We start from the raw sequence: 23,763 nt of genomic DNA, 5'->3' as shown, positions 1-23,763 counted from the left end.
GCGGTTTTTTTCATCGGCGTGCATGCGGCGCACGCGCGGCACGAACGCTCAGTGCAGGATTTTCGCGAGGAAGTCCTTCGCGCGGTCCGACTTCGGATTCGAGAAGAAATCGTCCTTGCGGTCGTCCTCGACGATTGCGCCCTTGTCCATGAAGATCACGCGATGCGCGACCTTCTTCGCGAAGCCCATCTCGTGCGTGACGACCATCATCGTCATCCCTTCCTGCGCGAGTTCGACCATCACGTCGAGCACTTCGTTGATCATCTCGGGATCGAGCGCGGACGTCGGCTCGTCGAACAGCATCGCGATCGGGTCCATCGACAGTGCGCGCGCGATCGCGACCCGCTGCTGCTGGCCGCCCGACAGCTGGCCCGGAAACTTGTGCGCATGCGCCTTCAGGCCGACGCGATCGAGCAGCTTCATGCCCTTCTCGTTCGCCTCGTCCTTGCCGCGGCCGAGCACCTTGACCTGCGCGAGCGTCAGGTTCTCGGTGATCGACAGGTGCGGGAACAGCTCGAAATGCTGGAACACCATCCCGACCTTCGAGCGCAGCTTCGACAGGTTCGTCTTCTTGTCGCCGACCGACTGGCCGTTCACGAGGATCTCGCCCTGCTGGAACGGCTCGAGGCCGTTCACGGTCTTGATCAGCGTCGACTTGCCCGAGCCCGACGGGCCACACACGACCACCACCTCGCCTTTCTTGACCTCGGTTGTGCAATCGGCGAGGACCTGAAACTGGCCGTACCACTTGGAAACGTTCTTGATGGAAATCATCTTGTGACCTTTTTCTGGAGACCTTTGACGAGGGCAGACGCCACCGAGCAAACCACGAAATAGCATGCACCCGCGAACAGGACCATCTCGACGGTCGTGCCGTCGCGATCGCCGATGTTGGCGGCCGTGCGGAAGAAGTCCGCGAGACTGATCACGTAGACGAGCGACGTATCCTGGAACAGGACGATCGCCTGCGTGAGCAGCAGCGGCACCATCGCGCGGAACGCCTGCGGCAGGATCACGAGGCGCATGGCCTGCGTGTAGTTCATGCCGAGCGCGAACGCGGCGTTGACCTGCCCGCGCGGCACCGCCTGGATGCCGGCGCGGATGATCTCGGAATAATACGCGGCTTCGAACAGCGAGAACGCGACCATCGCCGACGCGAGGCGAATGTCGATCGTCGGCGACAGCCCGAGCACGCCCTGCAGCACCTGCGGCACGATCAGGAAGAACCACAGCAGCACCATCACGAGCGGGATCGAGCGGAACACCGTCACGTACGCCTTCGCGAACCACGCGAGCGGCTTCACGCCCGACAGCCGCAGCAGCGCCAGCAACGTGCCCCACACGATGCCGACGACGATCGCGATCAGCGTGATCTTGAACGTGACGATCGCACCGGTCCACAGCGTCGGTATCGCGCCGGGAATACTACTCCAGTCGAACTGATGCATCACTTGCCTCCGATATAGCCGGGCAGCCGCGTGCGGCCTTCGATCCAGCGCATGAACGCCATCACGACGAGGTTGATGATCACGTACGCGAGCGTGACCGCGATGAACGACTCGTAGGTCTGCGCGGTGTAGTCGACGAGCTGGCGCGCCTGCGCGGACAGGTCGAGCAGGCCGATCGTCGACGCGACCGCCGAGTTCTTGAAGATGTTCAGGAACTCGGACGTGAGCGGCGGCACGATGATCCGGTACGCAACCGGCAGCAGCACGTAGCGGTACGTCTGCCATTGCGTGAAGCCCATTGCGAGGCCGGCCGCGCGCTGGCCCTTCGGTAGCGCGTTGATCCCCGAGCGCACCTGTTCGCACACGCGCGCGCCTGTAAACAGGCCGAGACAGATGATCGACGAGGTGAAGAACTGCGTGGTCGGCGGCAACTGCTTGATCCAGGTGCCGATCGACGCGGGCAGCAGCTCCGGTATCACGAGATACCAGATGAAGAACTGCACGATCAGCGGGATGTTCCGGAAGATCGACACGTACACGGTGCCGATCGCGGACAGCCATTTGTTCGGCACCGTGCGCAGCACGCCGAACAGCGAACCGACGATCAGCGCGATGACCCAGGCGACGAGCGACACCTCGATCGTCACCCAGAAGCCGGACATCAGCCATCCGAAATAAGTCGTCGGCTCGCCGGTCGAGACGGGGCTCAGGAAGACGCCCCAGTTCCAGTGGTAAGACATGGGCAAGACTCCAGCAAAAAGAAACGGAAGAAGCGTGGCCTCTTCCGTTTCAGTAGCGTCATTTCTGCGTCAACGGCCGCGTGGTCAGTCGAGCGCCTTGTCGTTCGGGTTCGCGTACAGCTTCTTCATCGAATCGGACAGCGAGAAGTTCAGGTTCAGCCCCTTCGGCGGGATCGGGTTCTCGAACCACTTCGCGTAGATCTTCGCGGCTTCGCCCGACTTCTCGACTTGCGAGATCGCGTCGTCGACGACCCTCTTGAAGTCCGCATCGCCCTTGCGCATCATGCAGCCGTACGCCTCTTCCGACTGCGGCGTGCCGACGATCACCCATTCGCCCGGCTGCTTCGCCTTCGCGCGCTCGCCCGCGAGCAGCGCGTCGTCCATCATGAACGCGACCGCGCGGCCCGACTCGAGCGTGTTGAACGAGTCGCCGTGGTCCTTCGCGCTGATGATGTTCATGCCCAGCTGCTTGTCGTTGTTCATCTTGCGCAGCAGGCGCTCGGACGTCGTGCCGGCGGTGGTCACGACCGTCTTGCCCTTCAGGTCGGCGAAGTCCTTCACGCCCGAATCCTTCTTCGTCATCAGGCGCGTGCCGATCACGAAGATCGTGTCGGAGAATGCGGCCTGCTGCTGACGCTCCAGGTTGTTGGTCGTCGAGCCGCACTCGATGTCGACCGTGCCGTTCTGCACGAGCGGGATGCGGTTCTGCGACGTGACCGGGATGTTCTTGACCTGCAGGTTCGGCAGGTTCAGCTTCTTCTTCACCGCGTCCACGACCTTCATCTGGAATTCGCGCGAATAGCCGACGACCTGCTGGTTCTGGTCATAGTAGGAGAACGGAATCGACGATTCGCGGTGGCCCAGCGCGATCACGCCCGTGTCCTTGATCTTCTTCAGCGTGCCGGTCTCCTGTGCATGCGCGCCGCTCGCGAACGCGCACAGCGCCGCGACCATCAGGACTGCCTTGTGGTATTTCATTTTGGTCATCTCCTTGGCTAAAACCCGCGCCAGTGTATCAAAGTAATATTTTTGAAAGTACTGGTTGTTAACCGCACTACGAATCGTCCCGTACGAAGCCGTCCTCCCGGCTTCGAGCCCCCCTTGCGGCGCCTGAATGCACACGCGGGCGGTGCCGGATTCGGCACCGCCCGCGAGGGTTCATGCACACAATCGGGTGGATTGCGTCATGCTTTTGTCATAGTCATCCGATCGACTCGGATGTGACCGATCAGGGGTACAGGCCGCGCATTTCGCGCGCCATCAGGATGCGCTTGCACGCGACGATGAACGCCGCCGTACGCACCGACACCTTGTGCTCTTCCGCGACCGCCCACACGCCGGCGAACGCTTCGCGCATCACGCGCTCGAGACGGTGGTTGATCTCGTCTTCGGTCCAGAAGAAGCTCGAGAAGTCCTGCACCCACTCGAAGTACGACACGGTCACGCCGCCGGCGTTCGCGATCACGTCGGGGATCACGAGCACGCCGTTCGCGCTCAGGATGTCGTCCGCTGCCGTCGTCGTCGGGCCGTTCGCGCCTTCGACGATGATCTTCGTGCGGATCTTCGCTGCATTCTTCTCGGTGATCTGGTTTTCCAGTGCCGCCGGGATCAGGATGTCGGTCTCGACCGTCCAGAACTCGTCGTTCGGCATCGGCTCGGCGCCTTCGAAGCCCGCGACGCCGCCCGTGCGTGCCACGTGGTCGAGCAGCTTGTTCGAATCGAGGCCGGCCGGCCGGTAGATCGTGCCCGTGTGATCCTGCACCGCGATCACCTTCGCGCCCGCTTCCTGGAACAGCTTCGCCGCGATGCCGCCGACGTTGCCGAAGCCCTGCACCGCGATGCGCGCGCCTTCGATTTCCAGGCCCTTCTTCTTCGCCGCTTCGGAGCCGACGACGAACACGCCGCGGCCCGTTGCTTCCTTGCGGCCGAGCGAACCGCCGAGCGCGATCGGCTTGCCGGTCACGACGCCGGTCGACGTCTGGCCCTGGTTCATCGAGTACGTGTCCATCATCCACGCCATCACCTGTTCGTTGGTGTTGACGTCCGGTGCCGGAATGTCGGTGTTCGGGCCGATGATGATGCCGATTTCGCTGGTGTAGCGACGCGTCACGCGTTCGAGCTCACCGCGCGACAGCTTGCGCGGGTCGACGCGGATGCCGCCCTTCGCACCGCCGTACGGCACGTTCACGGCCGCGTTCTTCACCGACATCCATGCCGACAGTGCCATCACTTCCGACAGCGTCACGTCCTGGTGGTAACGCACGCCGCCCTTGCCCGGACCGCGCGACACGTTGTGCTGCACGCGATAGCCTTCGAAGTGCGCGACGGTGCCGTTGTCGAGCTCGATGGGGCAGTCGACGATCAGGATGCGCTTCGGACGCTTCAGCGTTTCGAGCCAGCGCGACAGCGAGCCGAGGTACGGTGCGACGCGATCGACCTGCTGAAGGTAGTTGCCCCACGGGCCGAGATCGTCGGCGTGAAGGTAGGACGGGATGGATTGCAGTTGCGAAGACATGGACACTCCAACGTTCAACGGATTGCGCACATTGTCGAAAAACCCGTTTTTTTTATCCAATGCCGTTTGCTTATTCGATTATGCGTTTCTTGCATGATCGTGATTTTTCGCAAATCCGCGGTCGATTTGCGCAAGAACGCCCGCGATCGGCCGTGCATCGCGTGCGTGAAAAATCGTCGGTGAAAGTCGCGAGATGCCCGCCGGATGGGCGTCCGACAGGCGTCGAAAGCGGCTCGTCAGTCGCTCGCGCCCGACCGGCCCGGTTAACCGCCCACGGTTAACCGGTGGTTTCGCGCAGTTCGTCGCGCACGACGTCCCACAGCGCGCGCACGAGTTTCTGGTGCGGATCGTCGCCCTGCAGCGCGAGCTTGTCGCAGTACAGGCGGATCTCCATCGTCAGCGTGAACGGATGGGTGCCGCCGCGCGCGGAACGGTCGAGCCGGATCAGGCGGCCGCCCGCCACCGCATCCTCGACCGCGCTGTGTGGCAGGAACGCGACGCCGTGGCCCGCGAGCGCCATCGCCTTCAGCCCCTCCGCCATGTCGGTTTCGTAAACACGATCGAGGAACAGCGACGTCGGTGCATTCGCAACGATGACTTCGGTCATCCGGCCGAGATACGCGTTCGGCGTATACGACAGGTACGGCACGGGCGCATCGGCCGTGCCCGGCAGCGTATAGCGCGGCCGGCCCGCGCGGCCCGGCGCCGAAAACGCGCTGATCGGCTCGCTGCCGAGCACCAGCATGTCGTAGCGGGCCGGGTCGAGCGCGACCGGATGGCTCGGGTGGTGGTAGCCCATCACGAGATCGCAGCCGCCCTCGACGAGCGACAGCACGGCATCGTGCACGTTCAGCGCGCGCAGCCGCGTGTGGACCTGCCCCATCTTCGCCTCGATCCGCTGCAGCCAGCGCGGAAAATACGTGAGCGACAGCGTGTGCGGCACCGCGAACTCGATCGTCGGCACCGGCGCGCCGACGTGGCCGCGCAGCAGCGTGCGCGCCTCGTGCGCCTGCGACAGCATCGTCAGCGCCTGCTCGTAGAAGATCTGGCCGGCCTGCGTGAGCCGCGTCGGATAGACCGAACGATCGATCAGTTCGGTCGCGAGCCACGCCTCGAGCGCCTGGATACGCCGCGAGAATGCGGGCTGCGACACGTGCCGCAGTTCGGCGGACCGGCTAAAGCTGCGCGTTTCCGCGAGCGAGACGAAGTCTTCGAGCCATTTCAGTTCCATGCAGGCGGGCGCGGCGGGCGGCGGTCGGGAAGAAGCCTGCATTCTACCGGCGGGCGCGCCCGGCCGGCGGTGTGGCGGGCAGCCCGGCGAGACGGCCGCACACGTCGGCAGGCAAGCCGCCGGACCGGCCGTCGGCGGGCCGCGCGGGCGCGTTGCCGGGACGGTTTCGACGCGGCGCGCACGCGATTTGTCCGCGCCGGCGCCGGCCGGACCGGTTCGGCCGGGATCGCCCCGCGGCGATGGTAAAATGCCAGATTCTTCCCCCCTCGCTCGACCCGGCCCCAAGGCCCCGCCCGATCATGTCCGACACTCGTCCCGATACGCTTTTCGCCCTCACCGCGCTCTCGCCCATCGACGGCCGCTACGCCAGCAAGACCGAAGCGCTGCGCGACTGGCTCTCCGAAGCGGCCTTCATGCGCCACCGCGTCACCGTCGAGGTGCACTGGCTGATCGCGCTGTCGCGCGCCGGCTTCGCGGAAGTCCCGCGCTTCTCCGACGCGTCCGAACAATTCCTGCTGCAGCTCGCCGAGCGCTTCACCGCGCACGACGCCGCGCGCATCAAGGAAATCGAGCGCGTGACGAACCACGACGTGAAGGCCGTCGAATACTGGCTGAAGGAATCGGTGAAGGGTCAGGCCGAACTCGAGAAGGCCAGCGAATTCATCCACTTCGCGTGCACGTCCGAGGACATCAACAACACGTCGCACGGGATGATGCTCGCCGGCGCGCGCGAGCACGTGATCGTGCCGGCGCTGCGCACGGTCCACCAGCGCCTCGTCGCGCTGTCGCACGCGCTCGCCGAGCAGCCGATGCTGTCGCGCACGCACGGCCAGCCGGCCAGCCCGACGACGCTCGGCAAGGAACTCGCGAACGTCGCCGCGCGCCTCGCACGCGCGATCACGCGCATCGAGAAGGTCGAGATCCTCGGCAAGATGAACGGCGCGGTCGGCAACTTCAACGCGCATCTTTCCGCGTATCCGGAATTCGACTGGGAAGCGTTCTCGCGCGACGTGATCGAGAACCGCCTGAAGCTCACGTTCAACCCGTACACGATCCAGATCGAGCCGCACGACTACATGGCCGAGCTGTTCGACGCGGTTGCGCGCGCGAACACGATCCTGCTCGACCTCGATCGCGACGTGTGGGGCTACATCTCGGTCGGCTACTTCAAGCAGAAGACGAAGGCCGGCGAAATCGGCTCGTCGACGATGCCGCACAAGGTCAACCCGATCGACTTCGAGAACTCGGAAGGCAACCTCGGCCTCGCGAACGCGACGCTGCGCCACCTCGCCGACAAGCTGCCGGTGTCGCGCTGGCAGCGCGACCTGACCGACTCGACGGTGCTGCGCAACATGGGCGTTGCGCTCGGCTACTCGCTGCTCGCGTACGACTCGCTGATCCGCGGCCTCGACAAGCTCGAAGTCAACCCGCAGCGCCTGAACGAAGATCTCGACAACTGCTGGGAAGTGCTCGCGGAGCCGGTGCAGACGGTGATGCGCCGCTACGGCATCGAGAACCCGTACGAACAGCTGAAGGAACTGACGCGCGGCAAGGGCATCACGCGCGAAGCGCTGCAGGAATTCGTCGCCACGCTGGCGATCCCGCAGGACGCGAAGGACCGCCTGCTCGCGATGACGCCGGCGTCGTACATCGGCAAGGCCGTCGAACTCGCGAAGCGGATCGCGTAAGCGCCGCCGTCGCCGTCGCCGGACGGAAAAAAGCCCGATGCGAGCAATCGCATCGGGCTTTTTCATTGGCGGTTCGCCTGCGGCCGGAAGGTCAGAACGAGATCATCCGCCCCGGATTGAGCGCGCTCATCACGCTCATCGCCGCCTTCGCGGCCGGAATCGCGATCGGCGACAGCTGCCGGCCGAGCGGAATCTCGCGATGGTCGATGCCGGTCAGCATCGAGAAATCGTCGTTGCGGCCGACGAAATCGTCGCAGATCGCCTTGCCGATCCGCACCGTCTGCGCGACGCCGTGCCCGCTCCAGCCCTGCACCATGTACATCGGCACGCGGCCGTCGGTCTTGCGGCTGTCGGTCGCGCCGTTCAGCGTGAAGTCGCTGACGCCGCTCCAGCAGTAGTCGAGCGCGAAGCGGCCGTCGTGCTGTGGAAACACCGTGTTCAGCCGCGTCAGCAGATAGGCGTTGACGTCGTGCTGCGCCCAGCACGTGCCGGTGCCCTGCCCGCCGAACAGCAGGCGGTTGCCGCGCACCGGCCGGTAGTAGTCGATCTGGAACTGCGTGTCGTACACCGGCATGCCGGCCGGCATCAGCGTCGCGACGTCGACGTCAAGCGGCGCCGTCACGCTCACGTACGTGAAGAACGGCACGGTGGTCGCGGCGCCGTCGTCGAGCAGCCGGAACGTCGTGTTGTGCAGCGCGAGCACGACGCCGCGGCGCGCGGTGATCGTGCCGGCGGGCGTCGTCGCGACGACGCCCGCCGGCGTTTCGTCCAGCTCCAGCACCTCGGTGCCCTCGTACAGCGCGCCGCCGTTCAGCCGGAAGCCGTGCACGAGGCCGCGCACCAGCGCGAGCGGATGAAGCTGGCCGCCGAGCGCGTCGATCGCGGCACCGTGATACAGCCCCGAGCGCACGTATTCGTCGTGCAGCTGATGGCGGCCGACGAGCGTCACGCCGGCGTCGCCGAGATGGCGGCGGGCGTCCGCGCCATCGAGCAGCGCGCTCATGTGGCCCGGGTGGACCGCAGCCGTGATGTGGCCACGCTGGCGGTCGAGGTCGAGCGCGTAACGCGCGCCGATCGCATCGATCAGGTCCATCGATTCGGCCGACGCGAAGCGCCACAGCCGTTTCGCGTCGGCGTGCGACAGGTGGTCGATCATGTCGGCCGCTTCCCAGCGCGCGAGGCCCGGCGTGAGCTGGCCGCCGTTGCGGCCCGACGCCGCGGAGCCGACGTGATGCTTGTCGACGAGGATCGTGTCGACGCCCGCTTCCGCGAGATGCAGCGCGGCCGATGCGCCGAGCAGCCCCGCGCCGATCACCAGCACGTCGCAAACGGCGTCGCGCACGAGCGGCGCGCTGTTTTCATGGCGCGACAACGACGCCTCGTACCAGTTGGCCGGACGCTCGCCGTCGTAGCGGGACGGCTCGCACCAGTTCCAGTTGTCCTTTTCGATGTTCAGTTGCGTCTGGTCGAAACGCGATTCGCCCTGGATCAGGGGTTTGTTGCTGGAAGTCATGATTGCACTTGCATGGTCTTGGGCCGCCTGTCGAAGAGCCGTTCGGGCTTCGCGGGTGGGGCAGCCGGTTCCACTTGGGTGTCAACGAGATAAAGGGCGCGATGGCCCGTGTTGACGGCAGGCACGCTCGTGTCTGCCAGGATCCCGGACCGTGCGAAAGCACGCATTGAAAGGTGCCGGGACACCCAATTTCTACACCGCAGAAATAATTCTACAGCGTAGAATATGCTTTCGTCAAGTTTACAGCCGAGCCCATGCCAGCTGCCGTATCGATGAAAGACAAACCCGCCCAAGGCCCGCGCGGCCTCGACAAGGACGCGATCGTCACAGCCGCGCTCGCGCTGCTCGAAGAGGTCGGCGAAGCCGCGTTCAGCGTGCGCAAGCTCGCGCAGTCGGTCGGCTGCGACCCGATGAGCGTGCTGTATCACTTCAAGTCGAAAGAGGGCCTGAGCCGTGCGATCGCGAATGCGCTGTCGCGCTCGCTCGTGCCGGTCGACCCCGCGCTGCCGTGGCGCGAACGGCTGCGCGATCTCGCCCGTCAGTACCGCGCGCTCGCGCTGCGCTACCCCGCCGCGTTCGCGCTGCTGCAGCGTCACATGAGCACCGGCCCGGCCGATCTCGCGCACATCGAGGCCGTGCATCGCGCGCTGGCCGATGCCGGCATTCCGCGCACCGCGCTGCCGTCCGTGTGCGTCGGCTGGTATGCGAGCGTGATCGGGCTCGCCGCCGCCGAGGCCGGCGGCCTCACGCGGCCCGCGAACGACGTCGAGCTCGCGGAAATGGATGCGCTGTCCGACACCGCGCACCCGCTCGTCAAGTCGGCCGCCCCGCTCTATGCGCAACTCGACCCGGCCGCCGTGCACGACACGATGCTCGACGTGCTGCTCGACGGCATCGAGAAGCAGGCCCGCGCGACCGCCTGAGCCGCCGCACCCGCACGCACCCGCCCAAAATGCACAAAGGCGCCCCGCAGGGCGCCTTTGCACGATGATTGCCGCGAACCGCGCTCAGTGCTGCTGCGCGTGGCCGATCTTCACCATCACTTCATCGACAATCTGTTCGGGCGTCAGCTCGATGCTGACCTCGATCGCCTCGTCCGGGCCCGGCTCCTCGAGCGTGTCGAGCTGGCTCTTCAGCAGCGACGGATCGAAGAAATGGCCGGTGCGGCTCTTCAGGCGCTCGTGCAACACCTCGAACGAGCCCTTCAGATACACGAACCGCACGTCGGTGTCGGTGCCGCGCAGCACGTCGCGGTACGACCGCTTCAGCGACGAGCACGTGAACACGGCCGTCTCGCCGGCACGCTGCTTTTCCTCGATGGCCGCGCGGATCGTGCCCAGCCACGGCCAGCGGTCGTCGTCGGTCAGCGGAATGCCGTTGTGCATCTTTTCCTTGTTCGCCGCGCTGTGAAACGCGTCGCCGTCGGTATAGCTGCACGACAGGCGTTCTGCCAGCATTTCGCCGATTCGCGATTTGCCCGCGCCCGACACGCCCATTGCGATCAGAATCATTGACTACCCCTTGTTACAGAACCACGCTCAGCAGCAGCGTAAAGCTCAGACCGAGCACCGAGATGATGGTTTCAAGCAGCGACCAGGTCTTGAACGTCTGGCCGACCGTCATCCCGAAGTATTCCTTGATCAGCCAGAAGCCGCCGTCGTTCACGTGCGAGAAGATCAGCGAGCCCGAGCCCGTCGCGAGCACCAGCAGCTCCGGACGAACCGCCGCGCCCGACGCCGCCGCGATCGGCGCGACGATGCCGCAGGCCGTCGTCATCGCGACCGTCGCCGAACCCGTCGCGAGACGCATCAGCGCCGCGACGAACCAGCCGAGCAGCAGCGGCGACAGGTGCGCGTGCTTCGCGGTCTCGACGATCTGCTGCGAGATCCCGCTGTCGCGCAGGACGCCGCCGAAGCCGCCGCCCGCACCGACGATCAGCGTGATGCCGGCGATCGGCGCCAGGCACTCGCCGCAGAACTTCTGGATCTGGTCGCGGTTGAAACCCTGCAGCTTGCCGAACGTGAAGAAGCTCACCAGCACGGCGATCAGCAGCGCGACGTCGGAGTTGCCGGCAAAGCGCAGCAGGCTGTTCGGCAGCGACTTCGGCGTGAAGATCAGGTCGGCCCAGCTGCCGACCAGCATCAGGATCACCGGCAGCAGGATCGTGAACAGCGTGATGCCGAAGCTCGGCAGTTCGCGCTGCTTGCCTTCCGTGTGCGATTCGACGAACTGCGCGGCGAGCGGATTGTTCTCCGGCAGCTTGACGAACTTCGAGATCATCAGCGCGAACAGCGGGCCCGCGACGATCGCGGTCGGCACGCCGACGATCAGGCCGAACGCGATCGTCTTGCCGATGTCGGCACCGTATTGCTGGACGGCCAGCAGCGCGGCCGGGTGCGGCGGAATCAGCCCGTGCACGACGGACAGGCCCGCGACCATCGGCAGGCCGACGACGAGCAGCGACTTGCCGGTGCGCTTCGCGACGTTGAACGCGATCGGGATCAGCAGCACGAAGCCGACTTCGAAGAACACCGGCAGGCCGACGATGATCGCGACGAACATCATCGCCCAATGGATGTTCTTTTCACCGAACCAGTCGATCAGCGTGGTCGCGATCCGCTCCGCGCCGCCCGATTCGGCCATCATCTTGCCGAGCATCGTGCCGAGGCCGACGACCACCGCGATGTGGCCGAGCGTGTTGCCGTTGCCGGTCTCGAACGACTTGACGATCTTGTCCATCGGCATCCCGACCACGAGGCCGAGGCCGAGCGACACGATGATGAGCACCAGGAACGGATAGATCTTGAACCGCGCGATCATCACGATCAGCGCGACGATCGCGATCACGGTATAAATGAGCAGCATGCTGCCTTGGACAGCCCCCATGTGGCACTCCTCCTAGGATTGTTCGAAACCGGGCGAGTTGTTGCGAGTATGCCCGGCTATGCAGGTCTCCGAAACACGGGGGGTACCCACCCCGTGAGGACGCTGAATTTTACTTATCTTTACGGCCCGCGGATAGAACCGGTTCCATCAGCAAAAACCCTCGGTAAAACAAGCACTAAGCGCTCGCTTTCCGAGGGTCAAGCCTTCATTCCGTACAAGTATTAGCGGTGAAGCTGGCTCGCGGCTTGCGCGAGGCGCGTGACTTCGGCCCAGTCCTGCGCGGCGAGCGCGGCCTTCGGCGTGAGCCACGAACCGCCGACGCACACGACGTTCGGCAGCTTCAGGAAATTCGGCGCGGTGTCGACCGTGATGCCGCCCGTCGGGCAGAACTTCAGCGCCGGGAACGGGCCGTGGAACGCCTGCAGCATCGGCACGCCGCCGGCCTGCTGCGCGGGGAAGAACTTGACGATCTCGTAGCCGAATTCGAGCGCCTGGATGATGTCGCTCGGCGTCATCACGCCCGGCAGCAGCGGCAGGCCGGCGTCGAGCGACGCGAGGTGCAGGTCCTTCGTCAGGCCCGGCGACACGCCGAACTTCGCACCCGCGCGCTTCGCCTGCTCGCAGTGCTCGGGCTTCGTGATCGTGCCGACGCCGACGACGATGTCGTCCGCGAGCTGGCTCGCGCGCTGGATCGCCTCCAGGCCGGCCGGCGTGCGCAGCGTGATCTCGAGCACCTTGACGCCGCCCGCGTGCAACGCGCGCGACACGTGTTCGCCCTGCTCGACCGAGTCGAATGCGAGCACCGGAATCACCGGGCCCAGCTTCACGATTTCAGCAATCGTCTTCATCTGGAACACTCCTTGAAATTCATGCAGCGACGCGGACGGCCGTTTCGCCGACCAGCGTCCCGAAAACCGATGCGCCCTGCTCGGCCGGCGCGGCCGCCGCGCGGAACACGCCGAACAGTTCGCGCCCGAAACCGACCTCGTTCTCGGCCTGATGCAGCGGCTGCGCGACCGGGCGCGCCTGCCACTGGGCGTCGTCGACCTCGATGTCGAGAATGCCGGCTTCCGCGTCGATCACGAGCGTGTCGCCCGTCTTCACCTTGCCGAGCGGGCCGGCCAGCAGCGCTTCCGGCGACACGTGGATCACGGCCGGCACCTTGCCCGACGCACCGGACATCCGGCCGTCGGTGACGAGCGCGACGTGGAAGCCCTGATCCTGCAGCACGCCGAGCAGCGGCGTCAAACGGTGCAGCTCGGGCATCCCGTTCGCGCGCGCGCCCTGGAAGCGCACGACCGCGACGAAATCGCGCTTCAGCTCGCCGCGATCGAAGGCCTCCTGCACGGCTTCCTGCGAATCGAACACGATCGCGGGTGCCGTCACCTTGCGGTGCTCGGGCGCGACCGCCGAGATCTTGATCACGCCGCGACCAAGCCGGCCCTGCATCAGGCGCAGGCCGCCGTCCGGCTGGAACGGGTCGCGAATGCCGCGCAGCACCTTCGTGTCGTGGCTCTCGGCCGTGCCGTCGACCCACGTCAGCTTGCCGTCGATCAGCTTCGGCTCCTTCGTGTAGTGCGACAGGCCCTTGCCCGCCACGGTCGTCACGTCTTCGTGCAGCAGCCCGCCCTCGAGCAGGTTGCGCACCAGGAACGCGACGCCGCCCGCCGCGTGGAAGTGGTTCACGTCGGCCTTGCCGTTCGGGTAGATCTTCGCGAGCAGCGGCACGACCGCCGACAGCTCGTCGAAATCGTTCCAGTCGATCAGGATGCCGGCCGCGCGCGCGATCGCGACGAGGTGCAGCGTGTGGTTGGTCGAGCCACCCGTCGCGAGCAGCGCGACGATCCCGTTGACGATCGCCTTCTCGTCGATCACGTGACCGATCGGCGTGTAGTGGCCGCGCTCGACCGTCAGGTCGAGCACGCGGCGCGCGGCTTCGGCGGTCAGCGCGTCGCGCAGCGGCGTGTGCGGATGGACGAACGCCGAACCCGGCAGGTGCAGGCCCATCAGCTCCATCAGCATCTGGTTGCTGTTCGCTGTGCCGTAGAACGTGCAGGTGCCGTGGCCGTGATACGCGGCCGATTCCGCTTCGAGCAGCGCGTCGCGGCCGACCTGGCCGGTCGCGAACTGCTGGCGGATCTTCGCCTTGTCGTCGTTCGACAGGCCGCTCGTCATCGGGCCGGCCGGCACGAAGATGGTCGGCAGGTGGCCGAACTGCAGCGCGCCGATCAAGAGGCCCGGCACGATCTTGTCGCAGATGCCGAGGCAGAGCGCCGCGTCGAACATGTTGTGGGTGAGCGCGATCGCCGTGCCCATCGCGATCGCCTCGCGCGAGAACAGCGACAGCTCCATGCCCGGGTTGCCCTGCGTGACGCCGTCGCACATCGCCGGCACGCCGCCCGCGAACTGCGCGACGCCGCCGTTCTCGCGCGCGGCGGCCTTGATGATGTCGGGGAAATCCTTGTACGGCGCGTGCGCGGACAGCATCTCGTTGTACGAGGACACGATGCCGATGTTCGGCTCGCGGATCGCCTTGATCTGGAACTTGTCGCTGCCTTCGAGACCCGCGAAGCCGTGCGCGAGGTTCGCGCACGACAGTGCGCCACGCGCCGGGAACTTGCCTTGCGCGCCGTCGATGCGCTGCAGATAGGCGGAACGGGTCGATTGGCTGCGGGCGATCACGCGATCGGTGACTTTCGCCAGGGTGGGGTGCAGCGACGTCATGCTGGGCGCTCCTGTATGCCGGACGGACACCGGCGGTTGGAATCGTGGGGACGGTCGAGTGCATCGAACGAACGAAGCCAGTCTAGTAGAAAAACTACAAGCGCGCAATGCGGATCAGCATACGCACAACTCATTCTGCCGCCACCAGCAAGGCTTTCCTAGTGAAAACCCTAATCACCGACATCTGCCACTGCAGAAATTGCCGACGATAGATCTAGCATTTTCATGTAGATTTTCTACAATTCGATTGCGATACACTCGCTCATCCGAACCCGATTTCCATCCGCCGTCCCATGCTGCCTCGCATTGAAGCGATCCGCGCCGACCTGCGCCCGTCCGAGCGCAAGCTCGCCGACTACATCCTCGCCGCGCCGCGCGAGGTGCTCGACCTCGCGATGACCGAGCTGTCGACCCGCGCGGGCGTCAGCCAGCCGACCATCGCGCGCTTCTGCCAGGCGCTCGGCTGCAGCGGCTTTCGCGAATTCAAGATCCGGCTCGCGCAGAGCGTCGCGCCGGGCGTGTCGTCCGTGTATCGCGACGTCGAGCCCGACGAGCCCGCGCCCGGCATCATCGGCAAGGTGTTCGACCGCACGATCGGCGCGCTGATCGAGGTGCGCAACAGCCTGTCGGCCGGCAGCGTCGCCGACGCGATCGCGCTGCTGTCGAACGCGTCGCGCATCGAGTTCTACGGCGCCGGCGGCTCCGGCATCGCCGCGCAGGACATCCAGCACAAGTTCTTCCGGCTCGGCGTGCCGAGCGTCGCGTATTCGGACCCGCACACGTTCTCGATGTCGTCCGCGCTGCTCGGGCCGCACGACGTCGTCGTCGCGATCTCGAACACCGGCCGCACGCGCGACATCGTCGAGGCCGCGCGCTCCGCGCTCGCGTGCGGCGCGAAGGTCGTCGCGATCACGCAGAGCCATTCGCCGCTCGCGAAGCTCGCGACGGTGAGCCTCGCGTCGAACGTCGCGGAGGAAACCGACGTGTTCTCGCCGATGACGTCGCGGATGTCACATCTCGCGATCGGCGACATCCTCGCGGTCGGCGTCGCGCTGTCGCGCGGGCCCGCATTGATGGAGCGCGTCGGCCGTGCGAAGGAAGCGATCACGCGCCGCCGGATCGACGACGGCACGAAGGATTGATCCCAAGTGCGGCGCTCGACCGGTAACGCGTCGGCCGCGCGAAGGAGGCGATCACGCGCCGCTGGATCGACGACGGCGGGAAGGATTGACCCACGCACGGCGCCCGGCCGGCGCATGAGCGATGCAGAACCGACTCACGGTCCGGCGCGTCAGCCGCTACCCGACACGCACGTAAACGACGAACGGCGCCCCGAGGGGCGCCGTTGCGCATGGATCGGTGCAGACAGCCGAGCCGGCCGCACCTCGCCGGCCGCTCAGCTCAGAACGGCTTGATCACGACCAGCGCGACCGCCACGAGCATGCCGAGCACCGGCAGTTCGTTGAACACGCGATACCACTTGTCGGTGCGACGGTTCTCGCCGCGCTCGAACACCTTCAGCAGGTGCCCGCAATACGCGTGGTAGATGACGAGCAGCAGCACCACCGTCACCTTCGCATGAATCCAGCCCTGCCCCTGGCCGATGCCGATCACGAGCCACAGCCACAGCCCGCATGCGAGCGCCGGCACGGCGATCATCGTCATGAAGCGGAACAGCTTGCGCGCCATCAGCAGCAGGCGCCGCACCGCGGCAGGATCGGTCTCCATGGCCAGGTTCACGTAGATGCGCGGCAGGTAGAACAACCCCGCGAACCACGCGGCGATCAGAACGATATGGAACGTCTTGACCCAGAGCATTGCCATCGGTTGTGCGCCTCGCTTTACTGGCGGCCTTCGCCGTGCCCGAGCACGACGTACTTCAGCGACGTGAGCCCTTCCAGGCCGACGGGGCCGCGTGCGTGCAGCTTGTCGTTCGAGATGCCGATTTCCGCGCCGAGGCCGAATTCGAAGCCGTCCGCGAAGCGCGTCGACGCATTGACCATCACGCTCGCCGAATCGACTTCGCGCAGGAAGCGCATCGCGCGGTCGTGATCCTCGGTGACGATCGCATCGGTGTGGTGCGAGCCGTAATGGTTGATGTGCTCGATCGCGGCGTCGAGGCCGTCGACGACCTTGATCGCCAGCACCGGCGCGAGATATTCGGTGTGCCAGTCTTCGTCGGTCGCGTCGACGAGCGGACCGACGCCCGCCTCGGCGAGCACCGCGCGCGCGGCCGCATCGACGCGCAGCTCGACCTGCTTGTCGCGATACAGCTTGCCGAGCGGCGGCAGCAGCGCGGCCGCGATGCCGCCCGACACGAGCAGCGTTTCCATCGTGTTGCAGGTGCCGTAGCGGTGCGTCTTCGCGTTGTCGCACACCGTCAGTGCCTTGGCGAGATCGGCGCGATCGTCGACATACACGTGGCAGATGCCGTCGAGGTGCTTGATCATCGGCACGCGCGCCTCGTTGATCAGGCGCTCGATCAGGCTCTTGCCGCCGCGCGGCACGATCACGTCGACGTAGTCGGTCATCGTGATCAGCTTGCCGACCGCCGCGCGATCGGCGGTCGCGACGACCTGCACCGCGTCCTGCGGCAGGCCAGCCGCCTCGAGCCCTTCACCGATCAGCTTCGCGAGCGCCGCGTTCGATTCGAGCGCCTCGGAGCCGCCGCGCAGGATCGTCGCGTTGCCCGACTTCAGGCACAGCGCGGCCGCGTCGATCGTCACGTTCGGGCGCGACTCGTAGATGATGCCGATCACGCCGAGCGGCACGCGCATCTGGCCGACCTGGATCCCGCTCGGGCGGTACTTGAGATTGCCGATCTCGCCGATCGGATCGGCCAGCGACGCGACCTGGCGCAGGCCTTCGACCATCGTGTTCAGCGCCTTGTCCGACAGCGTCAGGCGGTCGATGAACGCCGCATCGAGCCCCTTTTCGCGGGCACGGGCGACGTCGCGTGCATTCGCGTCCTTCAGCGCCTGCGCGTCGCGCTCGATCGCTCGGGCCACGGCGTCGAGCGCCGCGTTCTTCGCCGCCGTGCTGGCGCGCGCCATCGCGCGGGAAGCGTGCCGGGCACGGCGGCCCAGGTCCGTCATGTACTGGTCGATATCCATCGTGTGACTCGAGAAGCGAGCCGCTTGGCGCGGCATGAATTCGTGGAGAAGCGTGAGGCGCGGCGGCAGGAAGGCCGCGCCAGCTATCGAAATATTGTAAGCGGGTTGCGATGCGTGCGCTGAAGGCCCGGACGGGGCTTAACGCCGCACGCGACCCGCGGTCGGCGGTCGTTCGCCGCACGCGCCGGCAACCGTCATCGCGAGCTGGAACAGGCCGTCCCACGGATCGGGCGGCGGATCGTCCTGCGCGCGGCGGCCCGGCGTAACAGCCGACAGCCCCTTCACCTGCCGGTCGAGCTTCGCGGCAAACGCGAGCGCCTTCTCGAGCACGGCTTCCGACACGCGGTTCAGCGCGGGGCCGATCAGCCGCTCGCGCGGCCCCCACACGCGGTTCTCGCGCAGCAGCGTGGCCAGCGGCTTGCCGGCCGTCGCGCCGCGCTTGATCCGCAGCAGCGTGCGCAACTCCTCGACGACGGCCCACATCACGAGCACGATCGCCTCGCCCTCGCCCTTCAGCCCGTCGATCATCCGCGCGAGCCGTGCGGCGTCGCCCGCGAGCATCGCCTCGTTCAGCTTGAACACGTCGTAGCGCGCGACGTTCAGCACCGCGTCGTGCACCTGCTCGAACGTCAGCACGCCCTGCGGATAGAGCAGCCCGAGCTTCTGGATCTCCTGGTGCGCGGCGAGCAGGTTGCCCTCGACGCGCTCCGCGATGAACTGCAGCGCGCGCCGCCCGTCGTCGCCGGGCGCGACGCGCTGGCCCTGCATCGACAGACGCTGGCCGATCCAGTTCGGCAGCTGCGCACGGTCGACCGGATCGATCTTCAGCGCGACGCCGCCGTTCTGCAGCGCGGTAAACCACGCGGATTTCTGCGTGGCCGCGTCGAGGCGCGGCAACGTGACGAGCATCAGCGCGTCGGGATTGGGGGTCGCCGCGAGCGTCTTCAGCGCGTCCGCGCCTTCCTTGCCGGGCTTGCCCGACGGAATGCGCAGCTCGATCAGCTGGCGCTCGCCGAACAGCGACATCGCCTGGGTCGCACCGAGCAGCACGCTCCAGTCGAAGCCGCGCTCGACCGTATGCACCGATCGCTCGGTGAAGCCGGCCGCGCGCGCGGCCGCACGAATGCGGTCGCACGCTTCCTGCGCGAGCAGCGGCTCGTCGCCGTAGACGGTGTAGAGCCCGGCCATCCCCTTCGCGAGGTGCGGCTCCAGCGCATCAAGTCGCAATTGCATCGATACGTTCGCTGGCGATCAGAGCGGCGGCGGCGGCAGCGGTGCGCCCGGCGCAACGCCCGGCACCACGTCTTCCGGCGCCGGCGTCAGCGAGTGGACGATCGCGAGACGCCGCATCAGCTGGTCGACCGCGTCGTTCTCCATGTCGCCGTACAGAATCTCGGCCTCCTGCGCCTTCGCGTTCGTGTACTGGTCGCTGTACGTCATCGCGCGGTTCAGCGCGATCGCGCTCGGCGGGATCAGCACGGTGCCGTCCTTGCTCGTCAGCGTGTAGTTCAGCGTATAGAACAGCGCGTACTCCTGCGCCGAGCCGTACTTGTTGAGCGTCAGCGTGTTCTGCCCACGCGACTCCCACATGCGCAGCACGGCGTCGGCGTCGTCCGCCGACTTGACGATCTTCGTGTCGCTGCCGGCCTCGACGAGACGCACCAGGCGCGCCTCGACGGGCGCCGGCGCGCCGGCCACCAGCAGGTGCTTGAACGCGTAGTCCTGCTGGCCGCGCAACTGGAAACCGCATGCCGACAGCGCGACCGCGCTGCCGACGGCGAGCATCAAAAACGATCTGCGGATCACCTTCGCTCCTTCTGTGTGCGCCCGGCGGCCAACGGCCGTCAGACGACGATGTTCACGAGGCGGCCCGGCACGACGACGATCTTCTTCGCCGGCTTGCCGTCGCTGAACTTCGCGAACGCGTCGTCGGCCACCGCCGCCGCTTCGATCGCCTCGCGGCTCGCGTCCTTCGCGACCTTCAGCGCGCCGCGCACCTTGCCGTTCACCTGCAGCACGAGTTCGATCTCGGCCTGCTCGAGCGCGGCCTCGTCGACCTTCGGCCACGGGGCGTCGAGCAGCGGGCCGAATTCGTCCGCGTAGCCGAGCGCCTTCCACAGCTCGAACGTGACGTGCGGCACGACCGGGTACAGCACGCGCAGCAGCACGCCGTACGTCTCGCGCAGCACGCCGGGCGTCGCGCCCTTCGCGCCGTCGATCGCGTTCAGCATCTTCATCGCGGCCGACACGACCGTGTTGTACTGCAGGCGCTGGTAGTCGAAATCGGCCTGCTTCAGCACGCTGTAGATCTCGCGGCGCAGCGCCTTGTCGGCATCGCCGAGCGCGGCCGCGTCGAAGCCCGCGCGCGCAGCGAGCGCTTCGCGGTTCGTCGCGCCGAAGCTCCACACGCGGCGCAGGAAACGGCTCGCGCCCTCGACGCCCGCGCCCGACCATTCGAGCTGCTGCTCGGGCGGTGCGGCGAACATCGTGAACAGGCGCGCGGTATCGGCGCCGTACTGGTCGATCAGCACCTGCGGGTCGACGCCGTTGTTCTTCGACTTCGACATCTTCTCGATGCCGCCGAGCACGACCGGCTGGCCGTCGGCGTTCAGCGTCGCGCCGACCGGGCGGCCCTTGTCGTCGAACGTGACGGTCACGTCGGCCGGGTTGTACCAGGTCTTCTTGCCCGATGCGTCTTCGCGGTAGAACGTCTCGTTCAGCACCATGCCCTGCGTCAGCAGGTTCTTCGCCGGCTCGCCGAACTTCACGAGGCCGAGGTCGCGCATCACCTTGGTCCAGAAGCGCGAATACAGCAGGTGCAGGATCGCGTGCTCGATGCCGCCGATGTATTGATCCATCGGCATCCAGTAATCGGTGCGCGCGTCGACCATCGTCTCGGCGTCCGGCGCCGTGTAGCGCGAGAAGTACCACGACGAATCGACGAAGGTGTCCATCGTGTCGGTTTCACGCTTCGCGGCCGCGCCGCACTTCGGGCACGTGCAGTTCAGGAACGCTTCCGACTTCGCGAGCGGGTTGCCCGAGCCGTCCGGCACGAGGTCTTCCGGCAGCACGACCGGCAGGTCCTGCTCCGGCACCGGCACGTCGCCGCACGACGGGCAGTGGATGATCGGGATCGGCGTGCCCCAGTAGCGCTGGCGCGATACGCCCCAGTCGCGCAGGCGCCACGTGACCTGCTTGTCGCCGAAGCCGCCGGCCTTCAGGTCGGCCGCGATCGCGTCGACCGCCGCGCCGTACGCCAGGCCGTCGTACTTGCCGCTGTTGATGCAGGTCGCGACTTCCTTGTCGCCGTACCACTCCTGCCATGCGTCGAGCGAGTACGTCTGGCCTTCGGCCGCGATCACCTGCTTGATCGGCAGGTCGTATTTCTTCGCGAATGCGAAATCGCGCTCGTCGTGCGCCGGCACGCCCATCACCGCGCCTTCGCCATAGCTCATCAGCACGTAGTTGCCGATCCACACCTCGACCGGCTCGCCCGTCAGCGGGTGCGACACCGAGAAGCCGGTCGCGACGCCCTTCTTTTCCATTGTCGCGACATCGGCCTCGGCGACACCGCCGCGCTTGCATTCGTCGATGAACGCCTGCAGTTCCGGCTTGCCCTGCGCGAGGCGCGTGGCGAGCGGGTGCTCGGCCGCGATCGCGCAGAACGTGACGCCCATGATCGTGTCGGCGCGCGTCGTGAACACGCGCAGCAGCTTCTGCTCGCCGTCGAGTTCGTACGGGAAGCCGAAGTTCACGCCGAAGCTCTTGCCGATCCAGTTCTGCTGCATGATCTTCACGCGCTCGGGCCAGCCGAGGCCGTCGAGGTCTTTCAGCAGCTCATCCGCGTACTGCGTGATCCGCAGGTAGTACATCGGGATCTCGCGCTTCTCGACGAGCGCGCCCGAACGCCAGCCGCGGCCGTCGATCACCTGCTCGTTCGCGAGCACGGTCTGGTCGACCGGGTCCCAGTTCACGGTGCCCGTCTTCTTGTACGCGATGCCCTTCTCGAGCATCTTCAGGAACAGCCACTGGTTCCACTTGTAGTAGTCGGGCTTGCACGTCGCGATCTCGCGCGACCAGTCGATCGCGAGGCCCATCGACTGCATCTGGCCCTTCATGTAGTCGATGTTGTCGTAGGTCCACTTCGCGGGCGGCACGCCGTTCGCCATCGCGGCGTTCTCGGCCGGCATCCCGAACGCGTCCCAGCCCATCGGCATCAGCGTGTTGTAGCCGTTCATCCGCAGATAGCGGTACATCACGTCGTTGATCGTGTAGTTGCGCACGTGACCCATGTGCAGCTTGCCGGACGGGTACGGCAGCATCGATACGCAGTAGAACTTCGGCTTCTGCGAATCTTCCTTCGTCTTGTAGGCATCGGCTGCGCGCCAGTCGCCCTGAGCGGCGGCTTCGACGTCGGCGGGTACGTATCTCTCGTGCATGGTGTGGTTCGGACTAGGCTTTAAGCGGCGCGCCACGAGGCGGGCACGCGGAAGTGGACGAAATCGGGCAGCCCGGCGGCGGGAGCAGGCTCGCGGTTCCCGGGCCTGCCTCATGGTTCCGGATATTCGCCGGGTAACCCGGAGGGTCTCCAGGTTACCCGGCGAAACCCTGCCAACCGGGCGAAAACGACGATTATACCGTCCGTGGCGGGCGGTACGGCCGGTCTCGCCGGCCGGCCCGCATTCTTGCCTGCGGGACGACGCGGATGGCGCGAGCGCCCGGTGCGTCAGCCGGTCAGCCGGTCAGCCGGTCAGCGGGTCGCGCCCGCGGCGGCCGGCGCGGCGGCGCCCGCCGGCGGCACGTCGGTCACGAAGCCGATCCGCGTGAGGCCCGCGGCCTGCGCGGCGCCCATCACCTGCGCGATCACGTCGTAGCGGGTCGCGCGCGATGCGCGCAGCCGCAGCTCGGGCGGCGCGGCGCCCGCGGCGGCGGCCCGGAAGCGCGCCGGCAGCGCGTCGAGTGCGACGGGCGCGTCGTCCCAGTAGAGCTTGCCGGCGTCGTCGATCGACAGCGTGACCGACTGCGGCGTGTCGCGCGCGACGCTGGCCGCGACCTTCGGCAGGTCGAGCCGGATCGCGTGCGTCATCAGCGGCGCGGTGATGATGAAGATGACGAGCAGCACGAGCATCACGTCGATCAGCGGCGTCATGTTGATCTCCGCCATCGGCGCGGACGTCTTGTGGTGCTCCAGCCCGCCGAATGCCATGGTCGCTCCTCCCGGCCGCGCGTCAGGCGCCCTGCGCGCACACGAATACGTGCAGGTCGCGCGCGAAGCCGTCGAGTTCCTCGGCGAGCTGGCGCACGAGCCGCCCGAGGATGTTGTAGGCGAGCACCGCGGGGATCGCGACGACGAGCCCGAACGCGGTCATGATCAGCGCCTCGCCGACCGGCCCCGCGACGTTCTCGATCTGCGCCTGCCCGCTCGCGGCGATGCTGCCGAGCGCGTGGTAGATGCCCCATACGGTGCCGAGCAGCCCGACGAACGGCGCGGTGCTGCCGATCGACGCGAGCAGCACCTGGCCGAACTCGAGACGCCGCTGCGAGCGCAGCATCGCGTGACGCAGCGCGCGCAGCACACGTTCGCTGCGCTCGACACGCGCGGCCAGCGCGGCCGGATCGTGTTCGTCGGCCGCATCGCGCGCGGCTTCGGCGAGCGGCACGAACACGCGCTCGCGATCGGTGCCGGCCAGCGCGGCGATGCCCGCGTCGAGCGACGCCGCGCGCCAGAACGCGGCAAGCGCGCGCGGCCCCTGCCGCTTCGCGCGGACCAGCAGCCAGGCTTTCATGAGGAGGAAGCACCAGCTGGCGACGGACATCGCCAGCAGCACATAGGCGACGGCGTGCGTGATCGCATCGCCGCTTTCGAGGTAGTGGACAACGCCGGTGGGAATCGCCATCGGAGTTT

Annotated in this window: 21 protein-coding genes; 3 read left to right on the top strand and 18 right to left on the bottom strand. The window is 66.8% G+C overall.

What is annotated here, in order from left to right:
• Positions 1 to 48: 48 nt before the first annotated feature.
• The 6 genes from U4Y91_RS11590 to U4Y91_RS11565 all read right to left on the bottom strand — a co-directional run bounded on the left by U4Y91_RS11590 (position 49) and on the right by U4Y91_RS11565 (position 5,934).
• Entirely contained in the window at positions 49 to 774 is a 726-nt protein-coding gene (locus U4Y91_RS11590; protein ID WP_321805177.1) for an amino acid ABC transporter ATP-binding protein, read from the bottom strand.
• Entirely contained in the window at positions 771 to 1,448 is a 678-nt protein-coding gene (gene gltK, locus U4Y91_RS11585) for a glutamate/aspartate ABC transporter permease GltK (protein ID WP_321805176.1), read from the bottom strand. Before gltK ends, U4Y91_RS11590 begins: the two co-directional genes overlap by 4 nt.
• Positions 1,448 to 2,188, bottom strand: a complete 741-nt coding sequence (locus U4Y91_RS11580; protein ID WP_321805175.1) for an amino acid ABC transporter permease — start codon at positions 2,186 to 2,188, stop codon at positions 1,448 to 1,450. Before U4Y91_RS11580 ends, gltK begins: the two co-directional genes overlap by 1 nt.
• Before the next feature lie 84 nt (positions 2,189 to 2,272).
• Complete coding sequence (locus U4Y91_RS11575) at positions 2,273 to 3,166, bottom strand: glutamate/aspartate ABC transporter substrate-binding protein (RefSeq protein ID WP_321805174.1); 894 nt, start codon at positions 3,164 to 3,166, stop codon at positions 2,273 to 2,275.
• A gap of 250 nt (positions 3,167 to 3,416) precedes the next feature.
• Positions 3,417 to 4,703 carry a Glu/Leu/Phe/Val dehydrogenase gene (locus U4Y91_RS11570; RefSeq protein WP_321805173.1) on the bottom strand — a complete coding sequence of 429 codons (1,287 nt, stop codon included), beginning with the start codon at positions 4,701 to 4,703 and terminating at the stop codon, positions 3,417 to 3,419.
• A gap of 277 nt (positions 4,704 to 4,980) precedes the next feature.
• Positions 4,981 to 5,934 carry a LysR substrate-binding domain-containing protein gene (locus U4Y91_RS11565; RefSeq protein WP_321805172.1) on the bottom strand — a complete coding sequence of 318 codons (954 nt, stop codon included), beginning with the start codon at positions 5,932 to 5,934 and terminating at the stop codon, positions 4,981 to 4,983.
• Between the two features lie 299 nt (positions 5,935 to 6,233).
• Between U4Y91_RS11565 and purB the strand changes: the two genes are divergently transcribed.
• Positions 6,234 to 7,622: an adenylosuccinate lyase gene (gene purB, locus U4Y91_RS11560; protein WP_044844148.1), complete on the top strand. Its 1,389-nt coding sequence runs from the start codon at positions 6,234 to 6,236 to the stop codon at positions 7,620 to 7,622.
• 91 nt (positions 7,623 to 7,713) lie between these two features.
• Here the strand turns inward: purB and U4Y91_RS11555 are convergent, their stop codons facing one another.
• Positions 7,714 to 9,135, bottom strand: a complete 1,422-nt coding sequence (locus tag U4Y91_RS11555; RefSeq protein ID WP_321805171.1) for an FAD-dependent oxidoreductase — start codon at positions 9,133 to 9,135, stop codon at positions 7,714 to 7,716.
• Between the two features lie 272 nt (positions 9,136 to 9,407).
• Here U4Y91_RS11555 and U4Y91_RS11550 point away from each other — a divergent pair, with 272 nt between their 5' ends.
• On the top strand, positions 9,408 to 10,058 hold the full coding sequence (locus tag U4Y91_RS11550) for a TetR/AcrR family transcriptional regulator (RefSeq protein WP_321805170.1): 651 nt from the start codon (positions 9,408 to 9,410) through the stop codon (positions 10,056 to 10,058).
• Between the two features lie 84 nt (positions 10,059 to 10,142).
• Here U4Y91_RS11550 and U4Y91_RS11545 read toward each other — a convergent pair whose 3' ends face one another.
• The 4 genes from U4Y91_RS11545 to edd all read right to left on the bottom strand — a co-directional run bounded on the left by U4Y91_RS11545 (position 10,143) and on the right by edd (position 14,745).
• A complete protein-coding gene (locus U4Y91_RS11545) occupies positions 10,143 to 10,646 on the bottom strand; it encodes a gluconokinase (protein ID WP_321805169.1) in 504 nt (167 codons plus the stop codon).
• 13 nt (positions 10,647 to 10,659) lie between these two features.
• Complete coding sequence (locus U4Y91_RS11540) at positions 10,660 to 12,021, bottom strand: GntP family permease (protein WP_044844150.1); 1,362 nt, start codon at positions 12,019 to 12,021, stop codon at positions 10,660 to 10,662.
• Positions 12,022 to 12,242: 221 nt separating this feature from the next.
• Positions 12,243 to 12,869 carry a bifunctional 4-hydroxy-2-oxoglutarate aldolase/2-dehydro-3-deoxy-phosphogluconate aldolase gene (eda, locus tag U4Y91_RS11535; protein ID WP_059465387.1) on the bottom strand — a complete coding sequence of 209 codons (627 nt, stop codon included), beginning with the start codon at positions 12,867 to 12,869 and terminating at the stop codon, positions 12,243 to 12,245.
• A gap of 19 nt (positions 12,870 to 12,888) precedes the next feature.
• Positions 12,889 to 14,745: a phosphogluconate dehydratase gene (gene edd / locus U4Y91_RS11530; protein WP_321805168.1), complete on the bottom strand. Its 1,857-nt coding sequence runs from the start codon at positions 14,743 to 14,745 to the stop codon at positions 12,889 to 12,891.
• Positions 14,746 to 15,038: 293 nt separating this feature from the next.
• Between edd and U4Y91_RS11525 the strand changes: the two genes are divergently transcribed.
• Positions 15,039 to 15,887, top strand: coding sequence for a MurR/RpiR family transcriptional regulator (locus U4Y91_RS11525; RefSeq protein ID WP_044844153.1), 849 nt, complete (start codon positions 15,039 to 15,041; stop codon positions 15,885 to 15,887).
• 259 nt (positions 15,888 to 16,146) lie between these two features.
• On the opposite strand, the gene U4Y91_RS11520 is transcribed toward U4Y91_RS11525, so the two are convergent.
• The 7 genes from U4Y91_RS11520 to U4Y91_RS11490 all read right to left on the bottom strand — a co-directional run bounded on the left by U4Y91_RS11520 (position 16,147) and on the right by U4Y91_RS11490 (position 23,755).
• Positions 16,147 to 16,569 (bottom strand): CopD family protein, encoded by a 423-nt coding sequence (locus tag U4Y91_RS11520; protein ID WP_124488267.1) that lies wholly within the window; start codon positions 16,567 to 16,569, stop codon positions 16,147 to 16,149.
• 17 nt (positions 16,570 to 16,586) lie between these two features.
• Positions 16,587 to 17,858 carry a glutamate-5-semialdehyde dehydrogenase gene (locus U4Y91_RS11515; RefSeq protein ID WP_321805167.1) on the bottom strand — a complete coding sequence of 424 codons (1,272 nt, stop codon included), beginning with the start codon at positions 17,856 to 17,858 and terminating at the stop codon, positions 16,587 to 16,589.
• 138 nt (positions 17,859 to 17,996) lie between these two features.
• Positions 17,997 to 19,091 carry a DNA polymerase III subunit delta gene (gene holA, locus U4Y91_RS11510; RefSeq protein WP_321805166.1) on the bottom strand — a complete coding sequence of 365 codons (1,095 nt, stop codon included), beginning with the start codon at positions 19,089 to 19,091 and terminating at the stop codon, positions 17,997 to 17,999.
• Positions 19,092 to 19,109: 18 nt separating this feature from the next.
• Positions 19,110 to 19,664, bottom strand: coding sequence for an LPS assembly lipoprotein LptE (lptE, locus tag U4Y91_RS11505; protein ID WP_321805165.1), 555 nt, complete (start codon positions 19,662 to 19,664; stop codon positions 19,110 to 19,112).
• Positions 19,665 to 19,702: 38 nt separating this feature from the next.
• Positions 19,703 to 22,297, bottom strand: coding sequence for a leucine--tRNA ligase (gene leuS, locus U4Y91_RS11500; protein WP_321805164.1), 2,595 nt, complete (start codon positions 22,295 to 22,297; stop codon positions 19,703 to 19,705).
• A 311-nt stretch (positions 22,298 to 22,608) separates the two neighbouring features.
• Positions 22,609 to 23,064, bottom strand: a complete 456-nt coding sequence (locus U4Y91_RS11495; protein WP_321805163.1) for a biopolymer transporter ExbD — start codon at positions 23,062 to 23,064, stop codon at positions 22,609 to 22,611.
• Between the two features lie 22 nt (positions 23,065 to 23,086).
• On the bottom strand, positions 23,087 to 23,755 hold the full coding sequence (locus U4Y91_RS11490) for a MotA/TolQ/ExbB proton channel family protein (RefSeq protein ID WP_321805162.1): 669 nt from the start codon (positions 23,753 to 23,755) through the stop codon (positions 23,087 to 23,089).
• Positions 23,756 to 23,763: the final 8 nt, after the last annotated feature.

Source organism: Burkholderia sp. BCC1993 (assembly GCF_905339865.1).
GTDB lineage: Bacteria > Pseudomonadota > Gammaproteobacteria > Burkholderiales > Burkholderiaceae > Burkholderia.
Note: the sequence above shows the minus strand (reverse complement) of the source record. Positions and strands in the feature narration are given on the sequence as shown.